The organism is Variovorax sp. 3319 (assembly GCF_031456585.1).
Classification (GTDB): Bacteria; Pseudomonadota; Gammaproteobacteria; order Burkholderiales; family Burkholderiaceae_C; genus Variovorax; species Variovorax paradoxus_P.
The window spans coordinates 169,985-183,153 of record NZ_JAVDUZ010000005.1 but is presented as its reverse complement, the minus strand read 5'-3'; the positions used below and the strand labels follow the sequence as shown (position 1 = coordinate 183,153).

Here is a 13,169-nt window from a genome sequence, read left to right as displayed (position 1 = left end):
TTGCGGCTCGTGTCCACCAGCTTAGCGGGGCCTTAAAGTCTTCGCATGGACCACTAGCCTGATCCGCGTGCCGCAGGGCACTGAAGGCGACTACCGCAGTGCTCGGCGTGCCCTACCGTACCTGATCAGTCCCGCACAGGTCCGCGCAAGTTCTTGATCTGCGAGCGCTGGCTCTTGCCTTCGAGCCTGCGCTGCTTCGAGCCATAGGTGGGCTTGGTCGGGCGACGGACGCGCGGCGGCGTGGCCACGCTGTCGACCACGGCCTGCAGGCGCGCCAGTGCGTCGGCGCGGTTCATCTCCTGCGTGCGGTGCTGCTGCGCCTTCAGTACAAAAACGCCCTCTTGCGTGATGCGGCTGTCGCGTAGCGCAAGCAGCCGCTCTTTCACGTCCGCGGGCAGCGAACTCGCGTGGATGTCGTAGCGCAGGTGGACCGCGCTCGATACCTTGTTGACGTTCTGCCCGCCCGCGCCCTGCGCCCGGATGGCGCTGATCTCGACCTCGTCGGGGTCGATCAGGATGGGTGGGCGGAGCATGCCCGCAAGTGTGCCTTCAAACCCGCTCGAATACGGCCGCGATGCCTTGGCCGCCGCCGATGCACATCGTGACCAGCGCGTAGCGTCCACCCGTGCGATGCAGTTCGGCAATAGCCTTGGTGGTGATGATTGCGCCGGTCGCACCCACCGGGTGCCCGAGCGAAATGCCCGAGCCGTTGGGATTGACCTTGGCAGGGTCGAAGCCCAGTTCCTTGATGACCGCACACGCCTGCGCCGCAAAGGCTTCGTTCGATTCGATCACGTCGAAATCGCTCACCTTCAGCCCGGTGCGCTCAAGCACCTTGCGCGTGGCCGGCACCGGGCCAATGCCCATGTACGCGGGCTCCACACCTGCGTGCGCATAGCCGACCAGGCGCGCCAGCGGCTTCAGGCCCAGCGCCTTCACACGGCCGCCTTCGGCCAGCACCACGGCGGCGGCGCCGTCGTTGATGCCCGATGCATTGCCGGCGGTCACGAGGCCGTCCTTCTTGAAGGCGGGCTTCATCTTCGAGAGCGCGTCGACGCTGGTGTCGGCTCGCACATGCTCGTCGGTGTCGAACAGCACGACACCCTTGCGCGTCTTCACCTCGACCGGCACGATCTGCTCCTTGAAGCGGCCTGCGGCAATGGCGGCGGCTGCACGCTGCTGGCTGGCAACGGCCAGCTCGTCCATCTGCTCGCGCGTGATGCCATAGCGCGCTGCCACGTTCTCGGCGGTGATGCCCATGTGGATCTTCTCCCACGGGTCGTGCAGGATGCCGAGCATGTAGTCGACCAGCACCGCATCGCCCATGCGCGCGCCGTAGCGGGCCGAGGTGTCGAAGTACGGGCCGCGGCTCATCGACTCCGAGCCGCCGCCGATGGCAATGTCGCAGTCGCCCAGCGCAATGGCCTGCGCCGCCGACACGATGGCTTGCAAGCCCGAGCCGCAAAGGCGGTTGACGTTGAAGGCCGGCGTCTCGATGGGGCAACCCGCATCGATGGCGGCCACGCGGCTCAGGTAGGCGTCTTTTACGTCGGTGGGAATCACGTTGCCCATCACCACGTGGCCGATGGCATCGGCCGCCACGCCGCTGCGCGCGATGGCCGCCTTGACGGCGGTGGTGGCCAGCTGGGTGTTGGGCACGTCTTTGAGCGAACCGCCGAAGGTGCCGATGGCGGTGCGGGCGGTGCCGACCACGAAGATGTCGCGTTGGGTCATGGGAATGTCTCTCCTGGATAAAAAGCGGGAGCCGTCTGGCGCGACGGTCGCAGGAGGACGATTTTCAGGCGAATGGCGCAGCGCCGCTGTCGCCGGCGGCATACGCCCCCGGCCACGGCCACGGCAGGTCAGCCGCCTGAAACCGATTTTGGAGAAACGTCGGTCACATCGCGGACGCTGCCGCGGATGCGTTCAGGACGCGCGACCGATTCGCCGCGTGCGCGTGCATTGGCCGTGTCGGCCGCGCTGGGTTCAGCCGGTTGTGCCGCATTGCGAAAACGCTCGAAGCCCGAGCGCGGGTTGAAGCGCCCGCCCAGCGAGGCCATCCAGGGCGTCACGGGCTTGCCCGTGATGCGGCCCCAGGCGTAGCGAACGCCCCACACGGCCGCCAGCAGCGTGACGGCGACGGCAAGGCTGGCCGCAAAAACCAGCCCCAGGAGCAGAAGAATGACGCGAAAAATGAAGTTCATCATCCGACTTTAGGCCGCAACGGCCTCCGATGGTTCCCCGGCCTTGGTAAACGAAAAATGGCCAGGGTTCCGGATCGGGTCGGTATTGACTTCAATCGTGTCCTTCGGCCCGAAGCTGCCGTCGAGCAGCAGCTTAGAGAGCGGGTTCTCGATGCGTTGCTGTATGGCTCGCTTGAGCGGGCGGGCGCCGAACACCGGGTCGAAACCGACCTTGGCAATTTCGGCCAACGCCGCCGGCGAAACCTCGAGCGCCAGGTCCATCTTGGCGAGCCGCGCCTGAAGCACCTTGAGCTGGATCGCAGCAATCGATTCGATGTTCTTCGCATCCAGCGCATGGAACACGACTGTCTCGTCGATGCGGTTCAGGAACTCGGGGCGGAAGTGGTTCCGCAGCTCGTCCCACACCGCTTCCTTGATGTCTTCGGCCGGCTGGCCCACCATCGACTGGATGATGGGCGAGCCGATGTTGCTCGTCATCACGATCACGGTGTTCTTGAAGTCCACGGTGCGGCCCTGGCCATCGGTCAGGCGGCCGTCGTCGAGCACCTGCAGCAGCACGTTGAACACATCGGGGTGTGCCTTCTCGACCTCGTCGAGCAGCACCACGCTGTAGGGCTTGCGGCGCACCGCCTCGGTGAGATAGCCGCCCTCTTCATAGCCCACGTAGCCCGGCGGCGCGCCGATGAGGCGGGCGACCGAATGCTTCTCCATGAACTCGCTCATGTCGATGCGGATCAGGTGGTCTTCGCTGTCGAACAGGAAACCCGCGAGCGCCTTGCACAACTCGGTCTTGCCCACGCCCGTGGGGCCAAGGAACAGGAACGAGCCGGTCGGGCGGTTCGGATCGGAAAGGCCGGAGCGCGAACGGCGGATGGCGTTGGCCACCGCACCAATGGCTTCGTCCTGCCCCACCACGCGTTCGTGCAGCTTGTCTTCCATGACGAGCAGCTTGTCGCGCTCGCCCTGCATCAGCTTGGCAACTGGAATGCCGGTGGCGCGCGCCACGACCTCGGCAATTTCTTCCGACCCTACTTGCGTGCGCAGCAGCGTGGGCGCGCTCGACTTGCCCTTGTTCGCTTCGCTTTCCTCCGCTTCGCGCAGGCGCTTTTCGAGCGCAGGCAACTGGCCGTATTGCAGCTCGGCGAGCTTGTTGAAATCGCCCTTGCGCTTCCACTCTTCGATCTCGAACTTGATCTTGTCGATGTCTTCGCGGATCTTTGCGCTGCCTTGCGCCTGCGCCTTCTCGGCCTGCCAGATCTCGTCGTAGTCGGCGATCTCTTTTTGCAGGCGCGCAATCTCGTCCTCGATCAGGCCGAAGCGCTTCTGCGAGGCCTCGTCTTTTTCACGGCGCACGGCTTCGCGCTCGATCTGCAGCTGGATCAGCCGGCGGTCGAGCCGGTCCATGACCTCGGGCTTGGAGTCCATCTCGATCTTGATCTTGGCCGCGGCCTCGTCGATCAGGTCGATGGCCTTGTCGGGCAGGAAGCGGTCGGTGATGTAGCGGTCGGACAGTTCGGCCGCGGCCACGATGGCCGGGTCGGTGATCTGCACGCCATGGTGCACTTCGTATTTTTCCTGCAGGCCGCGCAAGATGGCAATGGTGGCCTCAACGCTCGGCTCGCCCACGATGATCTTCTGGAAGCGGCGCTCCAGCGCGGCGTCTTTCTCGATGTACTTGCGGTATTCGTCGAGGGTGGTGGCGCCCACGCAGTGCAGCTCGCCGCGCGCAAGCGCAGGCTTTAGCATGTTGCCGGCATCCATGGCGCCTTCGGCCTTGCCTGCGCCCACCATGGTGTGCAGCTCGTCGATGAAGACGATGGTCTGGCCTTCGTCCTTGGCAAGCTCGTTCAGCACCGTCTTCAGGCGCTCTTCGAACTCGCCGCGGAACTTGGCACCGGCCAGGAGCGCCGCCATGTCGAGCGACAGCACGCGCTTGCCCTTGAGCGAATCCGGCACCTCGCCCGCAACGATGCGCTGCGCGAGGCCTTCGACGATGGCGGTCTTGCCCACGCCAGGTTCACCGATGAGCACGGGGTTGTTCTTGGTGCGGCGCTGCAGCACTTGAATGGCACGGCGGATTTCCTCGTCGCGCCCGATCACCGGGTCGAGCTTGCCCAGCCGGGCACGCTCGGTCAGGTCGAGGCAGTATTTCTTGAGGGCTTCGCGCTGGCCTTCGGCATCGGCGCTGTTCACGCCCTGCCCGCCGCGCACCGCGTCAATGGCCGATTCGAGCGACTTGCGGCTCAGGCCGTTTTCCTTGGCGATCCGGCCGATGTCCGATTTGCTGTCGGCCACGGCCAGCAAGAAGAGTTCGCCCGCAATGAACTGGTCGTTGCGCTTGATGGCTTCTTTTTCGGTCGCCTGCAGCAGCTTGCCGAGTTCGGGGCCGACCTGCACGATGTCGTGGCCCTGAACCTGGGGCAGCTTCTTGATGGCCGCCTCGGCCGCGTTTGCAAGGCCCTGCACGTTGACGCCGGCGCGTTCCAGCAAGGCGCGCGGGCCGTCTTCCTGGCGCAGCATGGCGACCAGCAGATGGGCCGGTTCGATATAGGCGTTGTCGTTGCCGAGAGCCAGCGATTGGGCGTCGCTCAGCGCTTCCTGGAACTTGGTAGTGAGTTTGTCTTGTCGCATGGTGGTATTCCTGCACTCAAAATAGGACCGTTCGGACGCGATTCAAGGTGTCCGGCGCTTCGGGCACGGCTATTGCACTATGCCTGCTCATCTTTCGAATGGAGTCGATCATGGTTTTTTCAATGCAGCGCCCTTTTCCGGTTCGCCGGGCGCTTGGTGTCGGCCTCTTTGTAGCGGCCATGGGCCTTGCCGGTCTTGCGCAGGCGCAAGGTACGCCTGTTCGCCTGCTGGTCGGGTTTCCGGCCGGGGCAGGCACCGATGCCATTGCACGCACGTTGGGCGAAAAACTCAAGGACGTGTTGGGTGTACCGGTCGTGGTTGAAAACCGCGCCGGCGCCGGTGGGCAGATCGCAGCCCAGGCGCTCAAGGCGGCGCCGCCCGACGGCCATACGCTCTTCATCTCTCACGACCACTCGATTTCCATCCTGCCGCAGGTGGTGAAGAACCCCGGCTTCAACCCCGCGACCGACTTCGTGCCCGTGGCCGGCTTCGCCACTTTCGCCAACGTGCTCGCAGTGTCGGGCGGCACGCCGGCCAAAAGCATTGATGAGTACGTGAAGTGGGTTCGCACCCAGCGCGGCGGCAAGGAGACCATCGGCATCCCGGCGCCGGCCTCCATTCCCGAGTTCCTGGTGAAGATGATCTCGGAAAAATACAAGATCGACGTGCAGCCCGCGCCCTACCGCGGCAGCGCGCCGATGACCGCGGACATGCTGGGCAACCAGATCACCGCGGGCATTGCCTCGGTGCCCGACTTCATCGAGAACCACAAGGCGGGCAAGGTGCGCATCGTGGCCGCAATCGGCGCCAAGCGCCAAGCCGTGCTTCCGAACGTGCCGACCTTCACCGAACTGGGCTTCTCGAACCTCGAAGACCTGCCCTACTACGGCATCTTCGCGCCCGTGGGCACGCCGCAGCCGATCATCGACAAATATGGCGATGCGCTGCAAAAGGTGCTTGCCATGCCCGACGTAAAACAGAAGCTGACCACCATGGGGCTTACTGTGGCGTATGAGCCGCAAGGCCAGTTTGCGGGCCGCGTGCGCAGCTATACGCAGACGTGGGAACGGATCATTCAGTCGAGCGGGTTCAAGCCCCTCTGATCGCTCTTGTCCCCTCTCCCTCTGGGAGAGGGTCGGGGTGAGGGCATGTGCCGCGGATGAGGCGCTGTGCTCAACAACGGCCGCTTGCCCTCACCCTGCCCTCTCCCAAAGGGAGAGGGAAAGACAATCAAGCGTTGCTGGTGGTGATGCCCCAACGCGCCAGTCTCGCTGCTAGCGCCGCGACAGCGGCACGCCATGGGAGTTGTAGTTGGAGCAAGTACCGGAGATAGCACGCGCTTCGGACGGCTCACGCGCGCCCCGGAGAGCTGCATTCTTTCACGGTTCATTTGCCGCAGTCGGGGCAGCACTACGGCTTTGACCAATCCGGCCAACCACAATGGGTCATGGCCAACCTCAGCTCCCAACAGCAAATGGCGCCGGCTCAGCTCGCAGCCCAGCTCCGCGTAACTCCCTCGCAGAAGGCGCAACTGCGCGCCGTCGTCGCCAGCAATGCCCAAATGCTGGAGCAACTGAACCAAGGTGCATCCCGATGATCGCCCGCAAGCTCATATTGCCAGTGCTTGCAACGCTGGCCCTGAGCGCCTGTGCTCATGCCCCCGCGCCTGACTCCAAAAAGACCATGCCGATGAATGCATCTGCGAAAGCCTACCGTCCCCACACGCTGGACGAGCACCCCGACCTCACGCCGGAAGAAATGGGCCGGCGAATGCTCAAGCTGATCGACAGCCTCACATCCTTCGACGAGTTGTCGTTGGAGCGGGTGCGGGAGGTGACGCGGCTGCCTCTGTACGACATTCCTGAGACGACTTCACACGGTTTTGGGATGCACTTACCAACGTCGGGTTGGCGCTATGTCTTTGCTTATTACAACAACCCCAAATCCCCAGATTTGAAAAACATCAGCTACAACTTCATCAATAAGAATGAAGCCGCCGATATGGCACCAGTCTGTACGATGGACTACGACGCTTACGTGACTGCGCTAAAGGGCGTGGGATTTCAAGAACGGGAGGACATGGCCCAGTACGAAACGTATCCGACGTTGCCGCCCCGTCTCAATGAACGGACAGGGCTCCTCGAAACGCCTCCACCCAAGTTCCGGCGCCTGCCAGTTTATTTTTTTACGCGCAAAAGCGTCGTGGTGCAGATCACCCGTTGGCGCGAAGCGGATGCCCCAGACGAAAAGCTGCGCCATGCCTGCGTGCAATCCATCGCCGTCAGATAGACCATGGCAAACCCCAATTCCCAGCTGCAAACGGCCCTTGCCCAATTCGCCGCCCAACCTGGCCTCACACCCGCGCACGAAGCGCAGCTGCGTGCTGCCATGGCCAGCGATGCCCGATTGCAGGAGCACTTAAACCAGGCTGCTACCGACGGCGACCTCAAGGGCTTTGCGCTGTCGCAAGCTTGTGCCCAACCGAATCTGACCGGCACGTACGACAAGGCTTCCGGCGTCGTGACCTTGCCGTTCAGCAGTTTTGCGCCCACCGGCACAACCGCCAGTGCAGACTTGAGCGCGACGCTGCGTCTGCAGGACATGTCGCTGCGCTTTGCCCACGGCGACTACGACGACCCCGCCGGTAAGCTCTGCCGTCCGGTCACGCAGGAGATGGTGAACAACCTGCAATCGACCATCAACGGCTCGCCGGTGCTGGCGCAGGAGATGAAGAAGGCGGTCATGCCGCCGGGCCCGGGGCAGGAAGCGCCCTTGCAGCACTTTGCGCCGCTCAGCGGGACGGTGGCCGGCGGCACCTACAGCGGTGACACCAAGACCATGAGCTTGCCGCCGTCCAGTCTTTCAGGCAAGTTCAATTCGGCGGACATGACCTTTGTGCTGGGCCACGAAGTCCAGCATGCTTTCAATCACGCCGCCATGGCTGCGGCCAGTCAGTCTTTCAACACCGAGACCCGGCAGATCGCCCAAAGCAACAGCCTTGCGCACGACTACACGCGTCCCATCGGCAAGCTGACTCAGGCTTCGCGCGAGGATGAGGCCAGCGCGCAAATCGCGGGATGGAATGCATTGCTGAGTCAACGTCAGCAAATCAATCCAATGGCAGGGCTCAGTGAGATGCTGGGGACTGGGAATTTCAGGGTCAAAGATTTCGTCGAACTCGGATTGACACCCAACTCCGCTCAAGCCCGCCCCGGTCTGACTTTCAACCCCGACGCCACCCTGTCTCAAACCCCCGCCAACATTGCCGCAGCGGGGCAGTACTACTTCGACAAGCCGCCCAAGGGGACGCCCGGCGTACCGGAGAACCAAACCACCGGCATTGGCTTTCACGGAGATTCCGACTACCGCAACTACTACGGTGCCCATGCGGTTGGGCGCGCTATCGATATGGAGCGCTCCCACGCCCAGCCCATCAACGGCCATGCGCCGAACATGCAGGTCGACATGTCTCGCCTGGGGCTGCGCGAAGACTTGATGGAGCGCAACGGGATCACCATCGGAAAAAACCCCGGCACCCCGCAGCCTTACAACGACACCAGCCAGTTGCCGCCGGCACCGCATCATTTCGATCACACCAACACGCCGGTTGGCATGCCCAATAGCCATCAGCATGTGCCGGTAGTTCCCGACGCGGCGGGATCGCCTGGGGCAAAAGCCGGCGATCCGCGCGATCCGGAGGCCGTTCAGCCTTCCGGCACACCCCAGGCGCAGCAGGAACTCTCGCCCACAGCAGACTTTTCTGCCTATCTCGACCGCATGCTTGCCGCCGCGCAGTCGGGCGACGACGCTTCCTTCCGCAAGATGACTCAGACCTTGGCCGATCTACCACCCGGACGCGAGGTGCGCGCCGAAGCCGTTGCCACCGTAGACCACCAGGAGCAAATGGCCGCACAGCACCAAGCCCAACTGCAGCAGGCCGCGCAGGTCAGTGGCCCGGTCATGCGCATGTAGCACCCGGTAGATCGCCATCGAACGGATCAGGCCGGGAGCGAAAAAAGGGGAAAAAATGAACGAAGAAAAAAGCATGGTTTTGGTCAGCAAGATTGCCGCACTTGTCGAGCAATTTGATCGCCGTTGCGAGCACGTCAGCGGACAGTTGCGCCACCTCGCGCAACAGATGCCGGGTGTGGTGCGGCAGTCGGCCGACGAGCACTTTCGCCGCATTCCCGACGAGGTGATGGGCGGCGTCCGATCAGGAATCGAGCGGCCGGTAGCCGCCTATGAACAGCGCTTGCGCGAGGCGGGCGAAAGATTGCAGCAAGGGTCGAACGCACTCACCTCCCAACTGCAGCGCGCTGAAATGCTGCACAGGCAATTGATCTGGAAAGTTGCCGGCATCACACTGGGCAGTCTCGCGCTTCTTCTGGCTGGCGGAGGCTGGCTTTCCTGGCACTACTACGAGGAGATTCGTACAAACCAAGTGTCCGCCGACCTGCTTAAGGCTTACAACCAGGCAGATGTCACGCTGTGCGATGGTCGCCTGTGCGCCAAAGTGGGCAAGAAGGACCGGCAGCGCTTTGGAGACTATGTTCTAGTCGAGCCCCGATGAAACCCGCCGCGATTCACGCATTGCCGACATCAATGCCCCAGCGCGCCAGCGCCGCATCGTCGCTGACACGCGCATCCACCCATCGCGCGCCTTCGGGCGTCTGTTCTTTTTTCCAGAACGGCGCCTGGGTCTTCAGGTAGTCCATCAGGAACTCGCAGGCCTCGAAGCTCTGGCCGCGGTGGGCCGAGACCACCGCCACCATCATGATCTGGTCAAGCGGCTGCAGCAGCCCAACGCGGTGGATCACGCGGGCGCCCAGAATGTCGAAACGCTTGTGCGCCTCGTCGATCATGGCCTCGATGGCCTTCTCGGTCATGCCGGGGTAGTGTTCCAGCTCCATCGAAGCGATGTTGCTGCCGTCGTTGCGGTCTCTCACCGTACCGACAAAACTGCACACCGCGCCCACGCGTTTGTCGCCGGCACGCAACGCGGCAACCTCCTGCCCCAGGTCGAAATCGGCTGTCTGGATCGAAACGCGTGCATCGCTCATGCGGGGATTGTGGCACCGCGCTAGACTTCGGCAATGCCTTGCCACGCCATGTTCTTCACAGTGCTTTCGCCCTTCGAAAGCAGCCGCGCGCGCCAAGGCAGCAAAGCCAAAAAACCAAAGCTCGTCTGACCGGAGCCGCGGTTCCGTCGTCGGATGAGCGACGGAACCTGCAAAGGCCTTGGCCCCCATTGGGTTGCGCGCGCATCGAACGACGGTTCTTTTCCATCGGTCGATTCCTCAAAGGAAGCTCGCGTGCCGCAATCATCAAACCCCTCCGCCAATCCTGATTTCTCGGGTCTCTGGATTCCTCTTGTCACGCCGTTTCGCGGCGGCGCCGTCGACCATGCCGCGCTGTCGGCACTGACGCGCCGGCTTGCCGATGACGGCGTGGCCGGCTTCGTAGTCTGCGCCTCGACGGGTGAAGCCGCCGCGCTCGATGAAGCGGAACAACTGGCCGCGCTCGACACGGTGCAAGCTGCCGCCGACGGGCTGCCGATCATCATGGGACTGTCGGGATACCACCTGGGCAAGACGACGGCCTGGGTACGGAGGCTCGCCGAACGCCCCCTCGCCGGGCTGCAGGTACCGGCACCCAACTACATCCGGCCATCGCAGGCCGGACTGCTCGAATGGTTCCGCGCCATTGCCGACGCCAGCGCAGCGCCGGTGCTGGTTTACGACATTCCCTATCGCACCGGTGCGACCATTGCGCGCGAAACACTGCTGACACTCGCCGAGCACCCGCGCATTCGAGGGATCAAGGACTGCGGCGGCGACATGGCCAAGACACGCGCCGTAATTGCAGATGGCAGGCTCCAGGTGCTGTCCGGTGAAGACCACCAGATCTTCAGCACGGTGGCCGAAGGCGGTGTGGGCGCCATTGCAGCGAGCGGCCATGTGCAGACGCGGCGCTTTGTGCAAGTGCTGCGCCTGCTAGCCGACAACCGGCTTGCGGAAGCGCGCGCCGAGTGGCTGCCGCTGCAGCCGTTGATAGAGATGCTGTTTGCCGAACCGAACCCGGCGCCGCTGAAGGCGCTGCTGGCGCATGACGGATCGATGAGCGACGAGTTGCGTTCGCCGATGACGCGCGCGTCCGATGCGTTGCGCGACCGGCTGGTAGAACTGAACGCCCGGCTCAGCCGCCCGTAACGGGCGGAAAGAAGGCGACTTCGGCGCCGTCGCGCAGCGCGGCCGCCTCGTCGCTCATGGCCTGGTCGAGCGCCATGCGAACGGCCTTGCCGCGTGCAAGGACCGTGGCGTATGCCCCGCCGCGCGCAATGAGTTCGTCGCGCAGTGCGGCCAGCGTGCTCGCGCCGGTTTCGACGGTTTCGCCACTGGAGGCGAGTGCCTCGCGCACCGAGGCGAAATAGCGGATCTGTACCTTCATGTAGGAATTGCGCCTCAGGCGAGCAGCGAGGCCAAGGGAATGAACTTGACCGTGTCGCCGGCCTTGATGGTCTGGCCGGGCGGGTTGTCGATGACGCCGTCGCCCCACACCATCGACGTGAGCACGCCCGAGCTCTGGTTGCCAAACAGATCGAGCCCTCCGCCTGCGTTGCGCCGGGCGCGCAGGAACTCGCGGCGCTTGTCGGCGCGCGGCCAATCGAAGTCGGCGCGCATCTGCACGGGTTCGGGCGCCACACGTGCGCCCCCCTGCAGCGTCAGCAGAAAGGGGCGAACGAGCAGCAGAAATGTCAGGAAGCTGGACACGGGATTGCCGGGCAACCCGGTAACGTGGCAGCGCCCTTTCGCGTCGCCTCCGGCCCTGGGAATCGATCCGTAGGCGAAAGGCTTGCCGGGCTTCATCGAGAGCGACCACAACTGGAGCTCGCCAAGCGTTTGCACCGCGGCCTTGATGTGGTCTTCTTCTCCAACGGAAACGCCGCCGGTGGTGATGATGAGGTCGCTGGTTTCGGCCGCAAGGCGCAGTGCCTCGATGGTGGCCTCGCGTTTGTCGGGCACGATGCCCAGGTCGTTCACGTCGCAGCCCAGCCGATGCAGCAAGGCGCGCATGAAGAAGCGGTTGGAGTTGTAGATTGCGCCTGGCTTCATGGCCTCGGGGGCGACCTCGCCGGGCATCACCAGTTCGTCGCCGGTGGACAGCAGCGCCACCCGCGGGCGCCGCGCCACCTGGAGCCGGTCGAAGCCGACGCTAGCGGCAAGGCCGAGCGCGGCGGGCGTGAGGCGCTCGCCCTTGCGCAGCACCACATCGCCAGCGGCCACGTCTTCTCCAGCCCTGCGAATCCATTGGCCGGCCGCAGGAGCGACTTGAATGCGCACCGCACCAAGGCTACCCTCCTGCGGCACGGCCTGTGTGTCTTCCTGCATGACGACGGCATCTGCGCCCTCGGGAATCTGCGCACCGGTGAAGATGCGCGCCGCCGTGCCTGCCGCCAGCCGCGTGCCCACAGTTCCGGCGGGTATGCGCTGCGCAACCTGCAGCAAAGCGCCAGGCGCAACGCAGTCGGACGTGCGCACCGCATAGCCGTCCATCGAACTGTTGTCGCGCGGCGGCACCGTGAGCGCGGATATAAGGTCTTGCGCGAGAACTCGGCCGTCCGCGTCGAAGGTGGCAACGCTTTCGGCAGGCAGCTTCGGTTGCGCTTTTTCGAGCAGGCTTGCCAGCGCTTCGTCGAGCGCCATCAGCGGCGGGCGCGAAGAAGGAGTGGTGTCAACCATGATGTTCGGGGTTGTATTCGAAGCGGCTGGCGTTGTCGATCAGCCACTGCGCGATGCCCTCGATGTCGTCGAGGTCGAACATGGGCAGGCTCGTGGGCGCGGGCAGGCTCGCCGGAGCATCGGTGGCAATGGCCGTCACGAAAGCGTCTTCGATGTACTGCGAAGGCCGCGGCAGCTTGCCGGCCTCGGGTGCGCGCCAGACTTCGATCTTGAGCAGGTCGCTGTGCTTGAAGCCCTCGACCAGCACCCAGTCGACGCCGTCGTGAAGCTCGGCGATGAGGTTGTGCACCGTAAGCTGCGCGGGCTGCTCGAACTCGCGTATCAGCGCGAGCCGCTTGTCCGACGCCACGACTACTTCGAAAGCCCCCGCCTCGCGATGGCGGTAGGTGTCTTTGCCGGGATGGTCGATGTCGAACTTGTGGTGTGCATGCTTGACCACCGACACGCGCTGCCCATGGAGCTTGAGTACCGGAATGAGGCGCTCCACCAGCGTGGTCTTGCCCGAACCCGAATACCCGGAAAAGCCGATCACCTTCATGACGAGTTCCTGTGGCTGTTAGCTATGCAACAGCCGAATGCAAATGCGCAGATACGG

The 13,169-nt window shown here is 64.0% G+C and carries 13 protein-coding genes; 5 read left to right on the top strand and 8 right to left on the bottom strand.

The window, feature by feature from the left end; all coding sequences use genetic code 11:
- Positions 1-125: 125 nt before the first annotated feature.
- The 4 genes from arfB to clpB all read right to left on the bottom strand — a co-directional run bounded on the left by arfB (position 126) and on the right by clpB (position 4,835).
- The gene (gene arfB / locus J2X67_RS12360; protein ID WP_157613180.1) at positions 126-533 is read right to left on the bottom strand and encodes an alternative ribosome rescue aminoacyl-tRNA hydrolase ArfB; all 408 of its coding nucleotides are present in this window, start codon (positions 531-533) and stop codon (positions 126-128) included.
- Positions 534-549: 16 nt separating this feature from the next.
- Complete coding sequence (locus tag J2X67_RS12355) at positions 550-1,734, bottom strand: acetyl-CoA C-acyltransferase family protein (protein WP_309953366.1); 1,185 nt, start codon at positions 1,732-1,734, stop codon at positions 550-552.
- Between the two features lie 128 nt (positions 1,735-1,862).
- Positions 1,863-2,204: a hypothetical protein gene (locus J2X67_RS12350; RefSeq protein WP_309953365.1), complete on the bottom strand. Its 342-nt coding sequence runs from the start codon at positions 2,202-2,204 to the stop codon at positions 1,863-1,865.
- 9 nt (positions 2,205-2,213) lie between these two features.
- Entirely contained in the window at positions 2,214-4,835 is a 2,622-nt protein-coding gene (clpB, locus tag J2X67_RS12345; RefSeq protein ID WP_309953363.1) for an ATP-dependent chaperone ClpB, read from the bottom strand.
- Between the two features lie 110 nt (positions 4,836-4,945).
- On the opposite strand from clpB, the gene J2X67_RS12340 reads away from it, so the two are divergent.
- The 4 genes from J2X67_RS12340 (at position 4,946) to J2X67_RS12325 (ending at position 9,405) form a co-directional block, all read left to right on the top strand.
- Entirely contained in the window at positions 4,946-5,938 is a 993-nt protein-coding gene (locus J2X67_RS12340; RefSeq protein ID WP_309953361.1) for a Bug family tripartite tricarboxylate transporter substrate binding protein, read from the top strand.
- A gap of 490 nt (positions 5,939-6,428) precedes the next feature.
- Entirely contained in the window at positions 6,429-7,124 is a 696-nt protein-coding gene (locus tag J2X67_RS12335) for a hypothetical protein (RefSeq protein ID WP_309953359.1), read from the top strand.
- A 3-nt stretch (positions 7,125-7,127) separates the two neighbouring features.
- A complete protein-coding gene (locus J2X67_RS12330) occupies positions 7,128-8,807 on the top strand; it encodes a hypothetical protein (RefSeq protein WP_309953357.1) in 1,680 nt (559 codons plus the stop codon).
- Positions 8,808-8,862: 55 nt separating this feature from the next.
- Entirely contained in the window at positions 8,863-9,405 is a 543-nt protein-coding gene (locus tag J2X67_RS12325; RefSeq protein WP_309953355.1) for a hypothetical protein, read from the top strand.
- Positions 9,406-9,418: 13 nt separating this feature from the next.
- Here the strand turns inward: J2X67_RS12325 and J2X67_RS12320 are convergent, their stop codons facing one another.
- Positions 9,419-9,895: a molybdenum cofactor biosynthesis protein MoaE gene (locus J2X67_RS12320; protein WP_309953354.1), complete on the bottom strand. Its 477-nt coding sequence runs from the start codon at positions 9,893-9,895 to the stop codon at positions 9,419-9,421.
- Between the two features lie 153 nt (positions 9,896-10,048).
- On the opposite strand from J2X67_RS12320, the gene J2X67_RS12315 reads away from it, so the two are divergent.
- On the top strand, positions 10,049-11,044 hold the full coding sequence (locus tag J2X67_RS12315) for a 4-hydroxy-tetrahydrodipicolinate synthase (protein WP_309953352.1): 996 nt from the start codon (positions 10,049-10,051) through the stop codon (positions 11,042-11,044).
- On the opposite strand, the gene J2X67_RS12310 is transcribed toward J2X67_RS12315, so the two are convergent.
- The 3 genes from J2X67_RS12310 to mobB are packed head-to-tail and all read right to left on the bottom strand — an operon-like array spanning position 11,031 to position 13,112.
- The gene (locus J2X67_RS12310; protein ID WP_309953350.1) at positions 11,031-11,282 is read right to left on the bottom strand and encodes a MoaD/ThiS family protein; all 252 of its coding nucleotides are present in this window, start codon (positions 11,280-11,282) and stop codon (positions 11,031-11,033) included. The two genes, J2X67_RS12315 and J2X67_RS12310, sit on opposite strands and share 14 nt — an antisense overlap.
- 14 nt (positions 11,283-11,296) lie before the next feature.
- On the bottom strand, positions 11,297-12,574 hold the full coding sequence (glp, locus tag J2X67_RS12305; protein ID WP_309953349.1) for a gephyrin-like molybdotransferase Glp: 1,278 nt from the start codon (positions 12,572-12,574) through the stop codon (positions 11,297-11,299).
- The gene (gene mobB, locus J2X67_RS12300; RefSeq protein WP_309953348.1) at positions 12,567-13,112 is read right to left on the bottom strand and encodes a molybdopterin-guanine dinucleotide biosynthesis protein B; all 546 of its coding nucleotides are present in this window, start codon (positions 13,110-13,112) and stop codon (positions 12,567-12,569) included. Before mobB ends, glp begins: the two co-directional genes overlap by 8 nt.
- Positions 13,113-13,169: the final 57 nt, after the last annotated feature.